The sequence below is a fragment of the Gordonia sp. VNK1 genome (assembly GCF_040049135.1).
GTDB classification, from domain to species: Bacteria; Actinomycetota; Actinomycetes; order Mycobacteriales; family Mycobacteriaceae; genus Gordonia; species Gordonia oleivorans.
Window position 1 is genome coordinate 299531 of sequence record NZ_JBDZDJ010000004.1, and the last position, 13404, is coordinate 312934.

Sequence of the window (13404 nt, forward strand, 5' to 3'; positions counted from 1 at the left end):
CCGAGCGCTGTCAGTGGTGGGTGGCGCGCCCAGTCCACTCAGCTGACACACCGCACGATCGGTTCCGGGTCGTAACGCACGGTCCTGGTGTGCCGGCGGATCTCGGTGCCGGTGGCGGCGTCGGTGATGACGCGGGTGTTCGACGCGGTGAAACCGCGGCTACCGCTGCTGGCGATACAGTTGTCGTCGCCGGTGATGGTGCGGACCTCGGGCGAGGTGTAGTTGACGCGACTCCCCGTGATCGATTGCACGTCAACGGTTTTCGTTCCCCACATGCGAACGGTCACCGACGACGAGCTCCAACTGGTCTCGATGAGGACTCCGTGTCGCGAACGGTTGCCGATCACCAGGTCGATGGCGCCTTCGAAGACCGTCGCCTCGCGGGCCTCGGGGTAGCGGGAGATGTAGTAGGCGTGTTCGGTGTGGTCGACGTCGTCGAGGCCGGCGAAGTACGCCGCGTTGTAGAGGGTCGTCGCGAACTGGGAGATCCCTCCGCCGACGGCCCGGGACGCGCGGCCGTGATCGATGATCGTCGAGGTGACGTAGCCCTGCGCGGTTCCGCGGGGACCGGTGTACCCGTTGAGCGAGAAGTTCCGGCCCGGGAGGATCAGCGCGCCGTCGACCTCCTGGGCGACGAGCCGGATGTTCTCCCCCGATGCCGACGAGAATCCTCCGGTGGTGAACTCGCTGATCACCTCGGTGACGCCGAGGTCGCGGGCGGCGCGTGTGGTGAGGGCGGGTGGAAGCACCCGGTACGTCGCGTCGACGGTGCGCGGACCATCGCCGGTGATCATCCGCTCGATGGCAACGAACGTCGCCTCCCAGTCCAGGGCGTGACCGTCGCGCGCGGCGATCACCACCGGCGAACCGGTCGACAACGAGAACCTGGCATTCACCGGCCGGCTCTCGGAACGGGACAGGCCGGCCAGGATCGCGCGACCTCGTTCCCGGTCGAGGTGCGGGACGAGGCCACCGCGGCCATCGGGCCGGAACGTGAGCGCACTTGCGATCTGCGCGGGCGTGAGTCGCACGTTGATTCCGTCGCGACCTTCGACGACGAGGTCGTCGGCGACGGCAGTGCGCGCGGGGCCTGCGACGGTTGCAGTGACGACGTCGGCGGCGACGGTCGGGGCAAAGGGTTCCATCGGCAACTCGACGATCCCACCCTCGAGCCATTCCCGGGTGAGCACCGGACGCGCGGCGTCCCGGTCGACGCGTAGCCCGGCGGCGGGCATGTCCGCGATGGGTTGGGTGCCGTCGTAGTGCACGCCACCGTCGACGGCGGCCCGTTCGAGGCTGCCCTTCTGATCGTCGAGGGCCGCGTCGAAGAGGGCGGGATCGAGGCCCACCACCGGGTCGACGTCGCGGGAGAGTCCGAACAGCGCCGCAAGACGGGCGAAGGGATTACGGGGTTGGACCGAGAGCGCAGCGGCGGTGGCGTCGGCGTCGAAGGTCAGGCCGAGCGAGTCCGGCGCGACGGACGCTTCGCCGGAGGAGGTGCGGAGGGTGACCGGTTGCCGTGACAGCTCCGACAGTTCCGCGAGTTCGCTCGCCAACTGCGGCTGCGAGAGATTCCCGACGTCACGCTCGGCGATCGTCGCGCCGCGCGCCGTGTGACCGGAGGTGACGACGAGGTCGAGGGCGAGAACCAGCGATATGACTGCGGTCACACCGATCGCCACACGGATCCCGGCCCGTCGGTGGCGGCTCGACAACGGTCCCATCGCATCCACAGATACCGGACAACTCGGGCGACTGCGAATTTGCGGCGGTCCAGGACCGTACACGCGCCGAAAAACCGGGTGGCAGCAGTCAGAACCAGCAGTGTGTGCGCCGCGCCGCGATGCAGGAGGAAGAGCGAGGAGCGAAGCGACGATGCGATGACGACGAAGAGCGGTGCAGGTGGGCGCGCACACACGCGTCGCCGGAGGCGGCGCAGAAAACAGAGTGTGTGCGCCGCGCCGCGATGCAGGAGGAAGAGCGAGGAGCGTAGCCGCCGGGCTGAGTAGCACCTCGTGCGCGGAGCGCCCGCGGTGCGTATCGAAGTCGACGATGCGATGACGACGAAGAGCGGTGCACAAGGGCGCACACACACGCGATTCGCGAAGCGATCGCAGAAAACACAAGTTCCGGTTGAGCTGTCGGGTCGGGGGTCTGACAGCTCAACCGGAACAACAGTTATATCTACGGCACTTTCGTCGGCGTTACAACATCAACCGCCGTTTTCCCCCGGGTTCATTTCATCAGTTTTTTGTTGATGATCGGGTTGAAGGTCAGCCCTCGATGATCGCGGTGACACCCTGACCGCCGGCGGCGCAGATCGAGATCAGCGCACGGCCCCCACCGTTCTCCTTGATCTGCTTCGCGGCCTGCGCGACGATCCGGCCACCGGTGGCGGCGAATGGATGCCCGGCCGCCAGCGACGACCCGTTGACGTTGAGCTTGCTGCGGTCGATCGGCCCCAGTGCCGCGTCGAGGCCGAGGCGCTCCTTGCAGTACTCCTCGGACTCCCACGCCTGCAGCGTCGCGAGCACCACGGAGGCGAAGGCCTCGTGGATCTCGTAGAAGTCGAAGTCCTGCAGGGTCAGTCCGTTGCGCTCGAGCAGTCGCGGCACCGCGTAGGTCGGCGCCATCAGCAGGCCGTCGGGCCCGTTGACGTAGTCGACGGCGGCGGTCTCGGAGTCGACGAAGTAGGCGAGGACGCCGATGCCCTTCTCCTGCGCCCACTCGTCGCTGGACAGCAGTACCGTCGACGCGCCGTCGGTGAGCGGGGTGGAGTTGCCGGCGGTCATCGTCGCGTCGCCGAGGGAGACACCGAAGGCCGGCTTGAGTTTGGCGAGCTTCTCGACGGTCGAGTCGGCGCGCAGGTTGGCGTCGCGGGTGAGGCCGAGGAAGGGAGTGATCAGGTCGTCGAAGAACCCCGAGTCGTAGGCGGCGGCCATCTTCTGGTGGCTGGCCGCGGCGAGGGCGTCCTGGTCGGCGCGCTTGATGCCGAATTCCTTGGCGGTGATCGCCGCGTGCTCACCCATCGACATGCCGGTGCGGGGTTCGCCGTTGCGCGGGATCTCAATGCCGAGCTTGGGCAGCACCTTGAGCACGCCGAGGATCTGTTCCTGTGTCGAGCGGGCGCGGTTCACCTCGAGCAGCCGGCGGCGCATGCCCTCGGAGATTCCGATCGGGGCGTCGGAGGTGGTGTCGACGCCACCGCCGACGGCGACGTCGTAGCGGCCGCGGGCGATGCCGTCGGCGACGGCGGTGATGGCCTGCAGGCCGGTGCCGCAAGCCTGCTGCATGTCGAAGGCCGGGGTGTACGGCGACAGCGCCGATCCGAGGACGCATTCGCGGATGAGATTGAAATCACGCGAGTGTTTGAGCACCGCTCCGCCGGCCACCATGCCGAGCCGTTCACCTTGCAGGCCGAATCGGCTGACCAGGCCGTCGAGGGCCGTGGTGAACATATCTTGGTTACTGACCTTGGCGTACGTCTTGTCCTGGCGCGCGAACGGAATGCGATTGCCGCCGAGGATCGCCACCGGACGCTCGGCACGGGTCTTGGGTGTGTAGGCCACGAGAGATCTCCCAGGTGTTGGTTGGTACCTATAGCGTATTCTTACTCCAGAGTAAGTTAGATGTCGAACGGCACTCCACTCCGAGCGTCCCCGATCACATCGAGTCATGCACACAGATCTGAAGGAGATTCACGTGGCGAACACCGGCCTGTACTCGAGCTTCGTTCACTCCGGACCCGGCGCGTTCATCGCCAAACAGGCGGGATTGCCCGTTCCGCCGGCACTTCGCCGGTACAAGGCGTCCGAGCCGCCGCTGCCCGGCCCCGTGCTGCTCGGCGGACAGGGACGCCTGATCGAACCGCTCCGCGAACTGCTCGCGGACCCCGACTACACCCTGATCGAGAACGCCACCACCGGCCGCAGCGCCGACAAGTACGGCGCCCTGGTGTTCGACGCCACCGGCATCACCTCCCCCGCCGAACTCGAGCAGCTCTTCGGGTTCTTCCAGCCGGCGATGCGCTCGACCGCCGCGTGCGCCCGGTTCCTGGTCATCGGCACCACCCCGGAACTGATCACCGATCCCGAGGAGCACGTCGCCCAGCGCGCCCTCGAGGGATTCACCCGCTCGCTCGGCAAGGAACTGCTCAAGGGCTCCACCGTGCAGCTGGTCTACGTCTCCCCCGACGCCAAGACCGGCCTCACCGGACTCGAGTCGACGCTGCGTTTCGTGCTGTCGGCGAAGTCGGCGTTCGTCGACGCCCAGGTGATCCGCGTCGGCGCGGCCGACTCCACCGCCCCGGCGAACTGGGACAAGCCCCTCGACGGCAAGGTGGCCGTGGTCACCGGTGCCGCCCGCGGTATCGGCGCGACCATCGCCGAGGTCCTCTCCCGCGACGGTGCCCACGTCATCTGCGCCGACATCCCGGCGGCCGGTGAGGCCCTCGCCCAGACCGCCAACAAGGTCGGCGGCACCTCGTTCCCGCTCGACGTCAGCGCCCCCGACGCCGGCGAGAAGCTGGCCGATCACGCCCTGGAACGCCACGGCGGCATCGACATCATCGTCAACAACGCCGGCATCACCCGCGACAAGCTGCTCGCCAACATGGACGACGCCCGCTGGAACTCGGTGATCTCGGTCAATCTCATTGCGCCGCAACAGCTCGTCAATGCGCTGGTCGCCAAGAATGCGATCCGCGAGGGTGGTGCCGTCGTCGACGTCTCCTCGATCGCCGGCATCGCGGGCAACCGTGGACAGACCAACTACGGTGCCTCCAAGGCCGGCGTCATCGGCCTGGTCGATGCCTACAAGTCGATCCTCGGCGAGAAGGGCATCACCATCAACGCCGTCGCACCGGGCTTCATCGAGACCAAGATGACCGCGGCTATTCCTCTCGCCACCCGCGAGGCGGGCCGTCTGATGAGCTCGCTGCAGCAGGGTGGACAGACCGTCGACGTCGCCGAAACCGTTGCCTACTTTGCCAATCCGGCCAGTAACGCCATCACCGGCAACGTGGTGCGGGTGTGCGGCCAGGGCTTCCTGGGGGCGTGATGACCAAGACCATCACGTTGCCCGCGGCGCCGTCGACCGCCGACATCTACTCCAAGGCCGTGACCGCGATGCTCCCGGTGATCGGGAAATCCGGGTCGGTACGTCCCGACACACCACTGCCCGATCGCCGCTACCGGCTGGAGAACGTCCGCGTCGACGCCGAGCGCCTGCTCGCCTACACGCGGGCCACCGGCCAGCAGTTCGGGCCGACCCTGCCGATCACCTACCCGTTCGTGCTGCAGTTCCCGCTCGCCATGAAGATCATGACCGACGGCGACTTCCCGTTCGGCGCAGTCGGTTCGGTACATCTGGAGAACAGCATCCACCGGCTGCGCCCGATCGGTATCGACGAGCCGCTCACCATCGAGAACCACGCGGAGAACCTGCGTGAGCATCGCAAAGGCCTTCTCGTCGACATGATCTCGGAGATCAGCGTCGGCTCCGAACTGGTGACCCGGCAGGTCGCGACCTTCCTCAAGCAGCAGCGCACCAGCCTGTCCGACGAGCCACGTGGACCGGCACCCCGGGAGCAGGCGCCACCTCCGCCGGATGCGGTGCTGTCGGTGGATCTCGGCAAGATCCGTGAGTACGCGGCCGCCTCGGGTGATCGCAACCCGATCCATATGGGCGATCTCACGGCCAAGGCGTTCGGATTCCCGAAGGCCATCGCACACGGAATGTGGAGTGCCGCAGCCGCGGTCGCCAACGTGGAGGCACAGCTGCCCGACGACGTCACCTATTCGGTGCGGTGGGGCAAGCCGATTCTGTTGCCCGCCAAGGTGAATCTGTACGTGCACCGTCTCGACGGCGCCGGCGCGGGCAGCGGACAGAGCCTGCCGGGCAACTTCGATCTGTCGATCCTCAACCGGCGCAAGGGATATCCACATCTGACCGCGACGACGCGCCACGAGTGAGGGGTCGCCGCGTGCCGACACACGGGAGGTGTCGGCACGCGGTGTTCACCCCCAGAAGCACTCGAGAGTCATGGGACACAATGAATTTTGACACCACACGCGGAACCCGGGGCCGCCGCCAACCGACCGGCCCGCTGTTCCGGCTGATGAATTTCGTAGTGGGCAAACGAATCCGGAAGACGGGCGAGCTCGGCGGCAGCAAGGCACTGATCCTGACCACCGTCGGCGCCAAGACCGGCAAGGAACGCACCAACCCGTTGAGCTGGTTCGACGACGGCAGCGGCGGGTGGCTGATCATCGCATCGGCCGCGGGCGCCACCGGAAACCCCGGCTGGTATCACAACATTCGGCGGAATCCGGACCGGATCCGCATCGAGGTCGACGGCCGCACCGTTGCGGTGGATGCCGAGCAACTCACCGGCGAGGAACGCGCACTCGCCTGGAAGGTCATCGGCGACAACCCGCGGTTCGCGGGCTATCAGGACAAGACCGACCGCGTGCTGCCGATCATCCGCCTCACCGAGAAGAACTGATCGGACTCACTGCAACGGTGTGTGCACGCCGACGCCCTTGAGGCCGCGCCAGGTGATGCCGACCAGCAGATCGGTGGCGGTCTCGAGGTCGACGTCGCCTTCACTCATCCGGTCGGCGACGGCCTCGCCCGCGCCGACCAGCGCGACGGCGGTGAGTTCGAAGTCGATGTCCTTGGCACCCTCGACGGTGGTACCGCGGCGGATCAGTTCGGCGACCATCTCGACGACCTGACGGCGACTGGTGCTGACCGTGTCGGCGAAGGTCGCGCTGCCGACGGCCACGCGGTAGAGGACGCGCCAGGATTCGCGGTGCTGGTCGACGAATCGGAGGAATTCGCGGACCACGGTGCGGGCCTGTTCGCTTTGCCGCAGCTTGGGGTCGAAGCCAGCGGACATCGCGTCGATGAAGCGTCCGGATTCGCGGGCGATACACGCACTGAACAGCTCTTCCTTGGAGCCGTAGTAGAGGTACAGCATCGGTTTGCTGATCTGCGCGTGCGCCGCGATGGAATCCATCGACGTGTCGCGATAACCGTTCTCCGCGAACACCGTCACCGCGGCGTCGAGCATCTGCTGTTCGCGTACCGCGCGTGGCAGCCGCTTGGTACCGCCGGCCATGCTGGTCACCCCTCACTTCGATCACACCACCCGAACGGCGGATCGAACCATCTTACCGCTCGGTAAGATCACGTGTGACCGGCATCCCGCTCTCGGGTGCCCAATTCCACAACCCGTAACAGCATAGGTGCATGCGGGTTGGGCACCGGGGGCACCCCGGCCGGCATCCGACCACGACGTCGGCCCGACGGCTTCTCAGCAGGTCAGCTGCCCCTTGGCCCGCAGGATCCGCACGACCGATGCGTTGACCTTCTGCTCGGGAAGACGTCCGGATTTCACCGCGGCCTCGAGGTGATCGAGCACGCTCGGAACCGCGTCGGTGGTGATCCAGAGCGCGATGTCGCCACCGGCCACGAGGAAACGTTGCACTGCGACATTGATCGGGAATTGCTGGTTGATGGCGCCCATGCCGGACAGGTCGTCGGAGAACACGACGCCGTTGAACGGCGGACCGCCGTAGGGCTGTCCGGTCCGCAGCATGCCGATCGCCTTGGCGCTCAGGCTCGCGGGGGTGTCACCCACCGTCAGTCCGGGAACGATGAGATGCCCCACCATCACTCCGGCGTTGCCCGGATTCTGCAGCAGCGTCTTGTACGGGACGAGGTCGCTGGTCTCGAGTTGCGACAGCGGCGGGGTGCGCACCACACCGAGGTGGGAGTCGCCGGAGCCGTGGCCGTGGCCGGGAAAGTGCTTGTACACCGGCATGATTCCGGCGGATTCGAGCCCTTCGGCGAAGGCCTGACCGTAGGTCGTCACCGTCTCCGGATCATTGGAGAACGAACGATCGCCGATCACCTCGTCGTCGCTCTCGTCGCTGACATCGACGTCGGGGGCGAAGTCGACGGTGATGCCCTTCGCCTTGAGCTGGCGACCGATCCGGGCGGCGAGCTCTCGGACCTGCTCGGGGGTCTGCGACGCGGCGAGCTCGCGCGCCGAGGGCGAGTCGATGCCGAGTGACGACAGCCGCGACACCCGGCCACCCTCCTGGTCGACGGTGACCATCAGCGGGATCCGCGATGCGTCGTTGATCCGTTTCAGGTTGGCCGGGTTGGTGAGGATCGACTTGTCGGTCCAGCTGCCGATGAAGATGCCGCCGACGGGCTCGTTGGACACCAGGGAGTAGGCGTCCTCGGTGCCGGTGACGCCGACGACGATCGACTGGCCGAGTTTCTGACGCAGCGTCATCCCGGCGACGATGTCGGAACCGCAGCCGACCGGGACGATCGAGGTGGGCGCCGCGGACGCCGAACTCGACGAGTACGCCGATGAGGACGTGGCCGAGGTCGCCGAGGACGAGCCGGCGGCGGTCGAATCGGAGTCGGTGTCACATGCGGTGATCGTCATCCCGGCGGTCGCGGCGACGGCGAGCAGGCACATCAACTCGCGAAAGCGGCGAACACGACGTCGGTGAGGTCGTTGACCAGAGCCCATGGCATGAGTCTGGCATGTACGCTTGGCCAATGGACGCGCGGTCCATTTCCGACAGCCACGGCCCCGTCGATTCCGGCACGGGCCGGCCCGACGAGAGCGCCGAGGCCGCCACCTCACCGCCCGCCACATCCCAATCGGTGATGATCGCCTTCGACGGCGGCGCCAATTCCGAGCGGGCGATCTCCTATGCGGGACATTTCCTCAAGGCCTCGGTGGCGCACGTCGTCACCGCGTGGCAGCCGGGAACCCTCAATCCGGCCCGTCTGTCGAGCCTGTCGGCCGGTATTCAGCCGTTCGTCGACACCACGCCGCTGGAGATGGATGTCGACGACGCGGTGCGGGACGAGGCCGCGCGGGTCAACGCTCTCGGGGTGGAGATGGCCCGGCGGGCGGGACTCGAGGCACACGGAACCCTCGTCGAGGTCGAGTCCACCGTGTGGGGCGCGCTCGTGTCGGCGGCCGACACCCTCGACGTGGACCTGCTGGTCACCGGCACCCGCGGCGACTCGGGCCTCAAGGCGTTGCTGCGTTCGAGTGTCGCAGGGCGTGTTCTGAAGCATTGTCATCGGCCGGTGTTCGTGGTGCCCGCCACCTGCGACAAGCAACCGCCAGTGATGCCCTGACTGGTACGCGGCCGTCGGATATCCGCGGAGCGATCGCCAACAAGCACCGTGTGTGCGCCGCGCCGCGATGCAGGAGGAAGCAGCCAGCGAGCGAAGCGAGCGGCGCTGCTGACGACGAAGAGCGGTGCAGGTGGGCGCACACACGCCGCGTCGCCGGAGGCGGCGCCAATAGCAGAGCGCCATTGAACACTGGTACTTTCGTGATCATGCGCAATAACCGCCTGGCCGCCGGAGCGATCTCCGTGGGAGTGGCCGTCGCCGGCATTCTGGTCGGTTTGGGTGCGGTGTTCCTCGGTGGGTTGTTGGCGGCGGAGACGAGTCCGTCGACGGATCTGAACAACGTCAACCCGAATAGTGGTTTTGTGCAGGGTTCGGTGGATTACGGATCCCGGGGTGGCGCCGGCGCCAATCAGTGAGTGGTAGCCGATCGCGGTGGGTGACCGGTTGGGGCGTCGTGGGATCGGTGTGGCCGCGGTGGTGGCCCTGCTGTTCTCGTTTCTGCAGTCGCCGGGTCTGATTGCGGCCGACACCAAACTCGATCTCACTGCCGATTCGCTGGGCTTTCTGGGCCGTGCGACTCATCTGTGGACGCCGCAGGCCCCGATGGGTCAGGTGCAGAATCAGGCGTACGGCTATTTCTTCGCGCATGGCGCGTTCTTCGCTCTCGGTGATCTGGCGCATCTGCCGCCGTGGGTGACGCAGCGTCTGTGGTGGGCGTTGCTGCTGGTCGTCGGCTTTGTCGGGGTGGTTCGGCTGGCCGAGGCGATCGGGGTGGGTTCGTCGGCGTCCCGGGTGCTGGCCGGGGTGATCTTCGTGCTGAGTCCGCGGGTGCTGACGACGTTGGGGTCGATCTCGTCGGAGACGTTGCCGATGATGCTCGCGCCGTGGGTGCTGGTCCCGGTGATCCGCGCGCTGGACCATCGGGATGGTGTGCCGGTGTGGCGGCATGCCGTGGTGTCGGCGGTGGCGGTGGCGTTGATGGGGGCGGTCAACGCGGTGGCGACGCTCGCCGCCGTGGGCGTGGCGGTGGTGTGGTTCTGTTTGTGTGCGCGCACCGATGTCCGCCGATGGGCGCGGTTCGGCACTGCGTGGGCGCTGGCGTGCGTGTGCGCCTGCGCGTGGTGGATCGTGCCGTTGCTGATCCTGTCGCGGGTGTCACCGCCGTTCCTCGACTTCATCGAGTCGTCACGGGTGACCACCGAGTGGACGTCGCTGACCGAGGTGTTGCGGGGGACGAGTTCGTGGACGCCGTTCGTCTCCGATGAGCGGGTGGCCGGCGCGGTGCTGGTGACGCAGCCGGCCGCGGTGCTGGCCACGGGTACCCTCGCGGCCGCCGGGCTGGCCGGATTGTGCATGCGGCACATGCCGTTTCGACGTCGCTGGGTGATCGTGCTCGGTATCGGCCTGGTGCTGATGTGTGCGGGATACGCCGGTGGACTCGGTTCCCCGATCGCGGAGCCTGTGCGGGTCTTCCTCGACGGCCCCGGAGCCTTCCTGCGCAACATCCACAAGTTCGAGCCGTTCGTGCGTCTGCCGCTGGTGCTGGGTGTCGCGCATCTGCTGGCGCGGGTTCCGTTGCCGGGAGCGGTCGGGGTGCGGGAGTCGTTGTCGGCGTTCGCGAATCCGCAGCGTTCGAAGGCGGTGGCCGCCGCGGTGGCCGTCGTGGTCGCGCTGATCGGCGCCGGTTCGCTGATGTGGACCGGCAGCCTCGCACCGGAGGGCGCCTACCGGGCGATTCCGAACTATTGGCAGCAGACGGCGACCTGGCTGGAGGAGCACGGTGCGTCCGCGGACGGCACCGACCGGCGGGCGTTGGTGGTGCCGGGCGCTCCGTCGGCCGATCAGCTGTGGGGCCTGACCCGTGATGAGCCGATTCAGCCGCTGGCGCAGACGCCGTGGGCGGTGCGGGACGCGATTCCGTTGACGCCGCCGGGTGCCATCCGGGCCCTCGATTCGGTGCAGCGCGATCTCGCCGACGGGCGTGCCTCACCGGGGTTGGCGGCGACACTGGCCGGGCAGGGCATCGCCTACGTGGTGTTGCGCGCCGACCTGAATCCGGACACGTCGCGGTCGGCGCGGCCGCTGCTCGCACGCCACGCCCTCGACGGTTCGCCGGGTCTGGCGCGCGCGGCGGAGTTCGGGCCGATGGTGAGTCCGCCGACGGTCGACGGCGTGGTGCGCGACGGCGGCCTGCTGCCGCCGATGCGGGCGATCACGATCTACCAGGTCACCCCGATCACCGGCACCGGCCCGACGCTGACCGACACCGACGCGATGCCACGGATCGCCGGAGGACCGGAATCGATTGCGGTGCTGAATGATCTGCGCGCCCGTCTGGGTGAGGCACCGTTGGGTCCGGTGCTGTTGGAGGCCGATGCCGAACGGGCCGGTGTGCCGCGTGGCCCGGTGATCATCACCGACACTCCCGCCGATCGCGAGGTCGACTTCGGCCGCGTCGACGATCACAGTTCGGCCATTCGTGCCGCGGGTGATCCGCGTCGGACCCAGAACGCCGCGCCCGACTACCCGGTGGACGGGCAGCCGCTGACCCGCGGGCAGTGGCTTTTCGACAATCAACCGGATCAGGTGCGGGTGACGACGTCGTCGTCGGCCGCCGACGCCACCCAGCCGGGTCGGACGTCACCGGCCAGTTCCGCGGCCGCCGCCTTCGACTCCGACGCCGGGACCGCCTGGGTGTCGGGTGGTTTGACGTCGGCGGTCGGCCAGTGGATGCGACTCGATTTCGCCACTGCGCGAACCGATCTCGCGCTGCGCATCACCACCGCGAAGGCGCTCGGCCCGGATGTGACGTCGGTGGTGGTGACCACCGAGTCCGGCTCCACGGTCGCCTCGGGGCTGGAACCGGGCGAGGAGGTGACGGTCACCGCACCGAGCGGCCCCACCCGGTGGGTGCAGATCCGTGCGGCCTCGACCGATGACGGCACTGCCGGCAACCAGTTCGCACTCGGTGAGGTCGGCGTCCTCGATCTGGCCTCCGGCCTGCCGCATTCTATCCGGCACCGGGTGGTGCTGCCGGAGGTTCCGGCCGACACGGATGTCACGGGTTGGCTTCTCACACAGGAACTCCCGGGACGGTCGGCATGCGTGGCACAGGACCGCGAGGATGCGACACCCCTGGTGCGGTGCTCGCCGGACCTGGGTGTGTCCCCGGAGACACCGGCCGTGCTGACGCGGGCACTGTCGGTGCCGAATCCGGTCGATGTGGCGCCGGTGATGGTGCTGCGTCCCCGGCCGGGTAACGCCCTGGACGCGCTGCTCACAGCGGCCGGCACCATCCGGGCGTCGGGGGCCTCCGAGGTCAACGATCCGCGGGGTTCGGCGCAGGCCGCCGTCGACGGCGATCCGGGTACCGTGTGGACCGCCGCGGAACCCGAGAAGAAACGTGATCGACCCACCCTCACTCTCACTCTTCCTGCCCCGCAGGATGTTTCGTCGCTGCGCATCGTGCGACCCGCCGATTATCCGGCGGCGCCGACGGAGATCACGGTGGATCTCGGTACCGGCCCGCAGCGGGTCCGGGTCGGCGCCGACGGCGTGGTGCGGCTGCGCCCGGCGGTCACCGACCGTATCTCGATCCGCATCGAGAAACGCACCGACATCCTCGACGTCAACAGCCTCGGGTTCTCGAGCCCGGCACCGGTCGGCATCGCCGAGGTCGAGATCAATCCCGGTGCTGCCTTGATGAATTCGACCGCTACCAACCGGCCGATCGACATCGGCTGCGACGCCGGCGTCGGGATCACGGTGTCGGGCCAGGTGATTCCGATGTCGGTGCACACCACTGCCGCCGCGCTGCGTGCCGGCGACCCGGTGATCGCCCGACCGTGCGCCCAGACGCCGGTGCGCCTGGGTTCCGGTGAACAGGAGCTCTCCGCCAACCCGGGGGCGGCGTTCTCGGTGGCGACCGTGTGGCTCGGCCGCTCGGCCACCACGCCTGCCCGATCGGGGCAGCGGCCCGAGGTCACCGAACCCGAGGTGACCCAGTGGCAGGCGACGGCACGGTCGATCGTGCTGAATTCCGCGTCCACTCAACGTGTTCTGCGGGTGCCGGAGAGCACCAATCCGGGCTGGGTGGCTCAGCTCGACGGTCGGACACTCACACCGATCGTCGTCGACGGCTGGCAGCAGGGTTGGATCGTGCCGGCCGGCGCGTCGGGTACCGTCACCCTGTCGTTCCGCTACGACAGCCTGTACCGGTGGTCTCTG

Annotated in this window: 10 protein-coding genes and 1 pseudogene; 7 read left to right on the forward strand and 4 right to left on the reverse strand. The window is 68.0% G+C overall.

Annotation, left to right across the window (positions count from 1 at the left end; all coding sequences use genetic code 11):
* Nucleotides 1-38: 38 nt before the first annotated feature.
* Nucleotides 39-1724, reverse strand: coding sequence for a VanW family protein (locus ABLE94_RS07260; protein WP_348806200.1), 1686 nt, complete (start codon nt 1722-1724; stop codon nt 39-41).
* Between the two features lie 549 nt (nt 1725-2273).
* Nucleotides 2274-3569, reverse strand: coding sequence for an acetyl-CoA C-acetyltransferase (locus tag ABLE94_RS07265; protein ID WP_348808435.1), 1296 nt, complete (start codon nt 3567-3569; stop codon nt 2274-2276).
* A gap of 106 nt (nt 3570-3675) precedes the next feature.
* On the opposite strand from ABLE94_RS07265, the gene ABLE94_RS07270 reads away from it, so the two are divergent.
* The 3 genes from ABLE94_RS07270 to ABLE94_RS07280 all read left to right on the forward strand — a co-directional run bounded on the left by ABLE94_RS07270 (nt 3676) and on the right by ABLE94_RS07280 (nt 6505).
* Nucleotides 3676-5058, forward strand: coding sequence for a 3-oxoacyl-ACP reductase (locus ABLE94_RS07270; RefSeq protein ID WP_348808436.1), 1383 nt, complete (start codon nt 3676-3678; stop codon nt 5056-5058).
* Entirely contained in the window at nt 5058-5972 is a 915-nt protein-coding gene (locus ABLE94_RS07275) for a MaoC family dehydratase (protein ID WP_348808437.1), read from the forward strand. Before ABLE94_RS07270 ends, ABLE94_RS07275 begins: the two co-directional genes overlap by 1 nt.
* Nucleotides 5973-6118: 146 nt before the next feature.
* Nucleotides 6119-6505 (forward strand): nitroreductase family deazaflavin-dependent oxidoreductase, encoded by a 387-nt coding sequence (locus tag ABLE94_RS07280; protein ID WP_348808438.1) that lies wholly within the window; start codon nt 6119-6121, stop codon nt 6503-6505.
* 6 nt (nt 6506-6511) lie between these two features.
* Here ABLE94_RS07280 and ABLE94_RS07285 read toward each other — a convergent pair whose 3' ends face one another.
* Together ABLE94_RS07285 and ABLE94_RS07290 are read right to left on the reverse strand one after the other, a co-directional pair.
* Nucleotides 6512-7123 carry a TetR/AcrR family transcriptional regulator gene (locus tag ABLE94_RS07285; RefSeq protein ID WP_348806206.1) on the reverse strand — a complete coding sequence of 204 codons (612 nt, stop codon included), beginning with the start codon at nt 7121-7123 and terminating at the stop codon, nt 6512-6514.
* Nucleotides 7124-7318: 195 nt separating this feature from the next.
* Complete coding sequence (locus ABLE94_RS07290) at nt 7319-8308, reverse strand: glycoside hydrolase family 3 N-terminal domain-containing protein (protein ID WP_425476153.1); 990 nt, start codon at nt 8306-8308, stop codon at nt 7319-7321.
* Nucleotides 8309-8318: 10 nt separating this feature from the next.
* On the opposite strand from ABLE94_RS07290, the gene ABLE94_RS26410 reads away from it, so the two are divergent.
* From ABLE94_RS26410 to ABLE94_RS26415, 4 genes and pseudogenes are all read left to right on the forward strand, one after another.
* Entirely contained in the window at nt 8319-8534 is a 216-nt protein-coding gene (locus ABLE94_RS26410; RefSeq protein ID WP_425476154.1) for a hypothetical protein, read from the forward strand.
* A gap of 49 nt (nt 8535-8583) precedes the next feature.
* Nucleotides 8584-9177, forward strand: a complete 594-nt coding sequence (locus ABLE94_RS07295) for a universal stress protein (protein WP_348808439.1) — start codon at nt 8584-8586, stop codon at nt 9175-9177.
* A gap of 206 nt (nt 9178-9383) precedes the next feature.
* Nucleotides 9384-9593, forward strand: coding sequence for a DUF2613 domain-containing protein (locus ABLE94_RS07300; protein WP_348806209.1), 210 nt, complete (start codon nt 9384-9386; stop codon nt 9591-9593).
* A 61-nt stretch (nt 9594-9654) separates the two neighbouring features.
* A pseudogene (locus ABLE94_RS26415) lies at nt 9655-12807 on the forward strand (alpha-(1->3)-arabinofuranosyltransferase); the annotation flags it as partial.
* Between the last annotated feature and the right edge of the window lie 597 nt (nt 12808-13404).

Bases quoted from the DNA above. Each gene is read 5' to 3' on its own strand.
- ABLE94_RS26410 (WP_425476154.1), top strand. From the start codon at position 8,319: ATGTCGGAACCGCAGCCGACCGGGACGATCGAGGTGGGCGCCGCGGAC.
- ABLE94_RS07295 (WP_348808439.1), top strand. From the start codon at position 8,584: ATGGACGCGCGGTCCATTTCCGACAGCCACGGCCCCGTCGATTCCGGC.
- ABLE94_RS07260 (WP_348806200.1), bottom strand. From the start codon at position 1,724: ATGGGACCGTTGTCGAGCCGCCACCGACGGGCCGGGATCCGTGTGGCG.
- ABLE94_RS07285 (WP_348806206.1), bottom strand. From the start codon at position 7,123: ATGGCCGGCGGTACCAAGCGGCTGCCACGCGCGGTACGCGAACAGCAG.
- ABLE94_RS07300 (WP_348806209.1), top strand. From the start codon at position 9,384: ATGCGCAATAACCGCCTGGCCGCCGGAGCGATCTCCGTGGGAGTGGCC.
- ABLE94_RS07280 (WP_348808438.1), top strand. From the start codon at position 6,119: ATGAATTTCGTAGTGGGCAAACGAATCCGGAAGACGGGCGAGCTCGGC.
- ABLE94_RS07290 (WP_425476153.1), bottom strand. From the start codon at position 8,308: ATGACGCTGCGTCAGAAACTCGGCCAGTCGATCGTCGTCGGCGTCACC.
- ABLE94_RS07275 (WP_348808437.1), top strand. From the start codon at position 5,058: ATGACCAAGACCATCACGTTGCCCGCGGCGCCGTCGACCGCCGACATC.
- ABLE94_RS07270 (WP_348808436.1), top strand. From the start codon at position 3,676: ATGCACACAGATCTGAAGGAGATTCACGTGGCGAACACCGGCCTGTAC.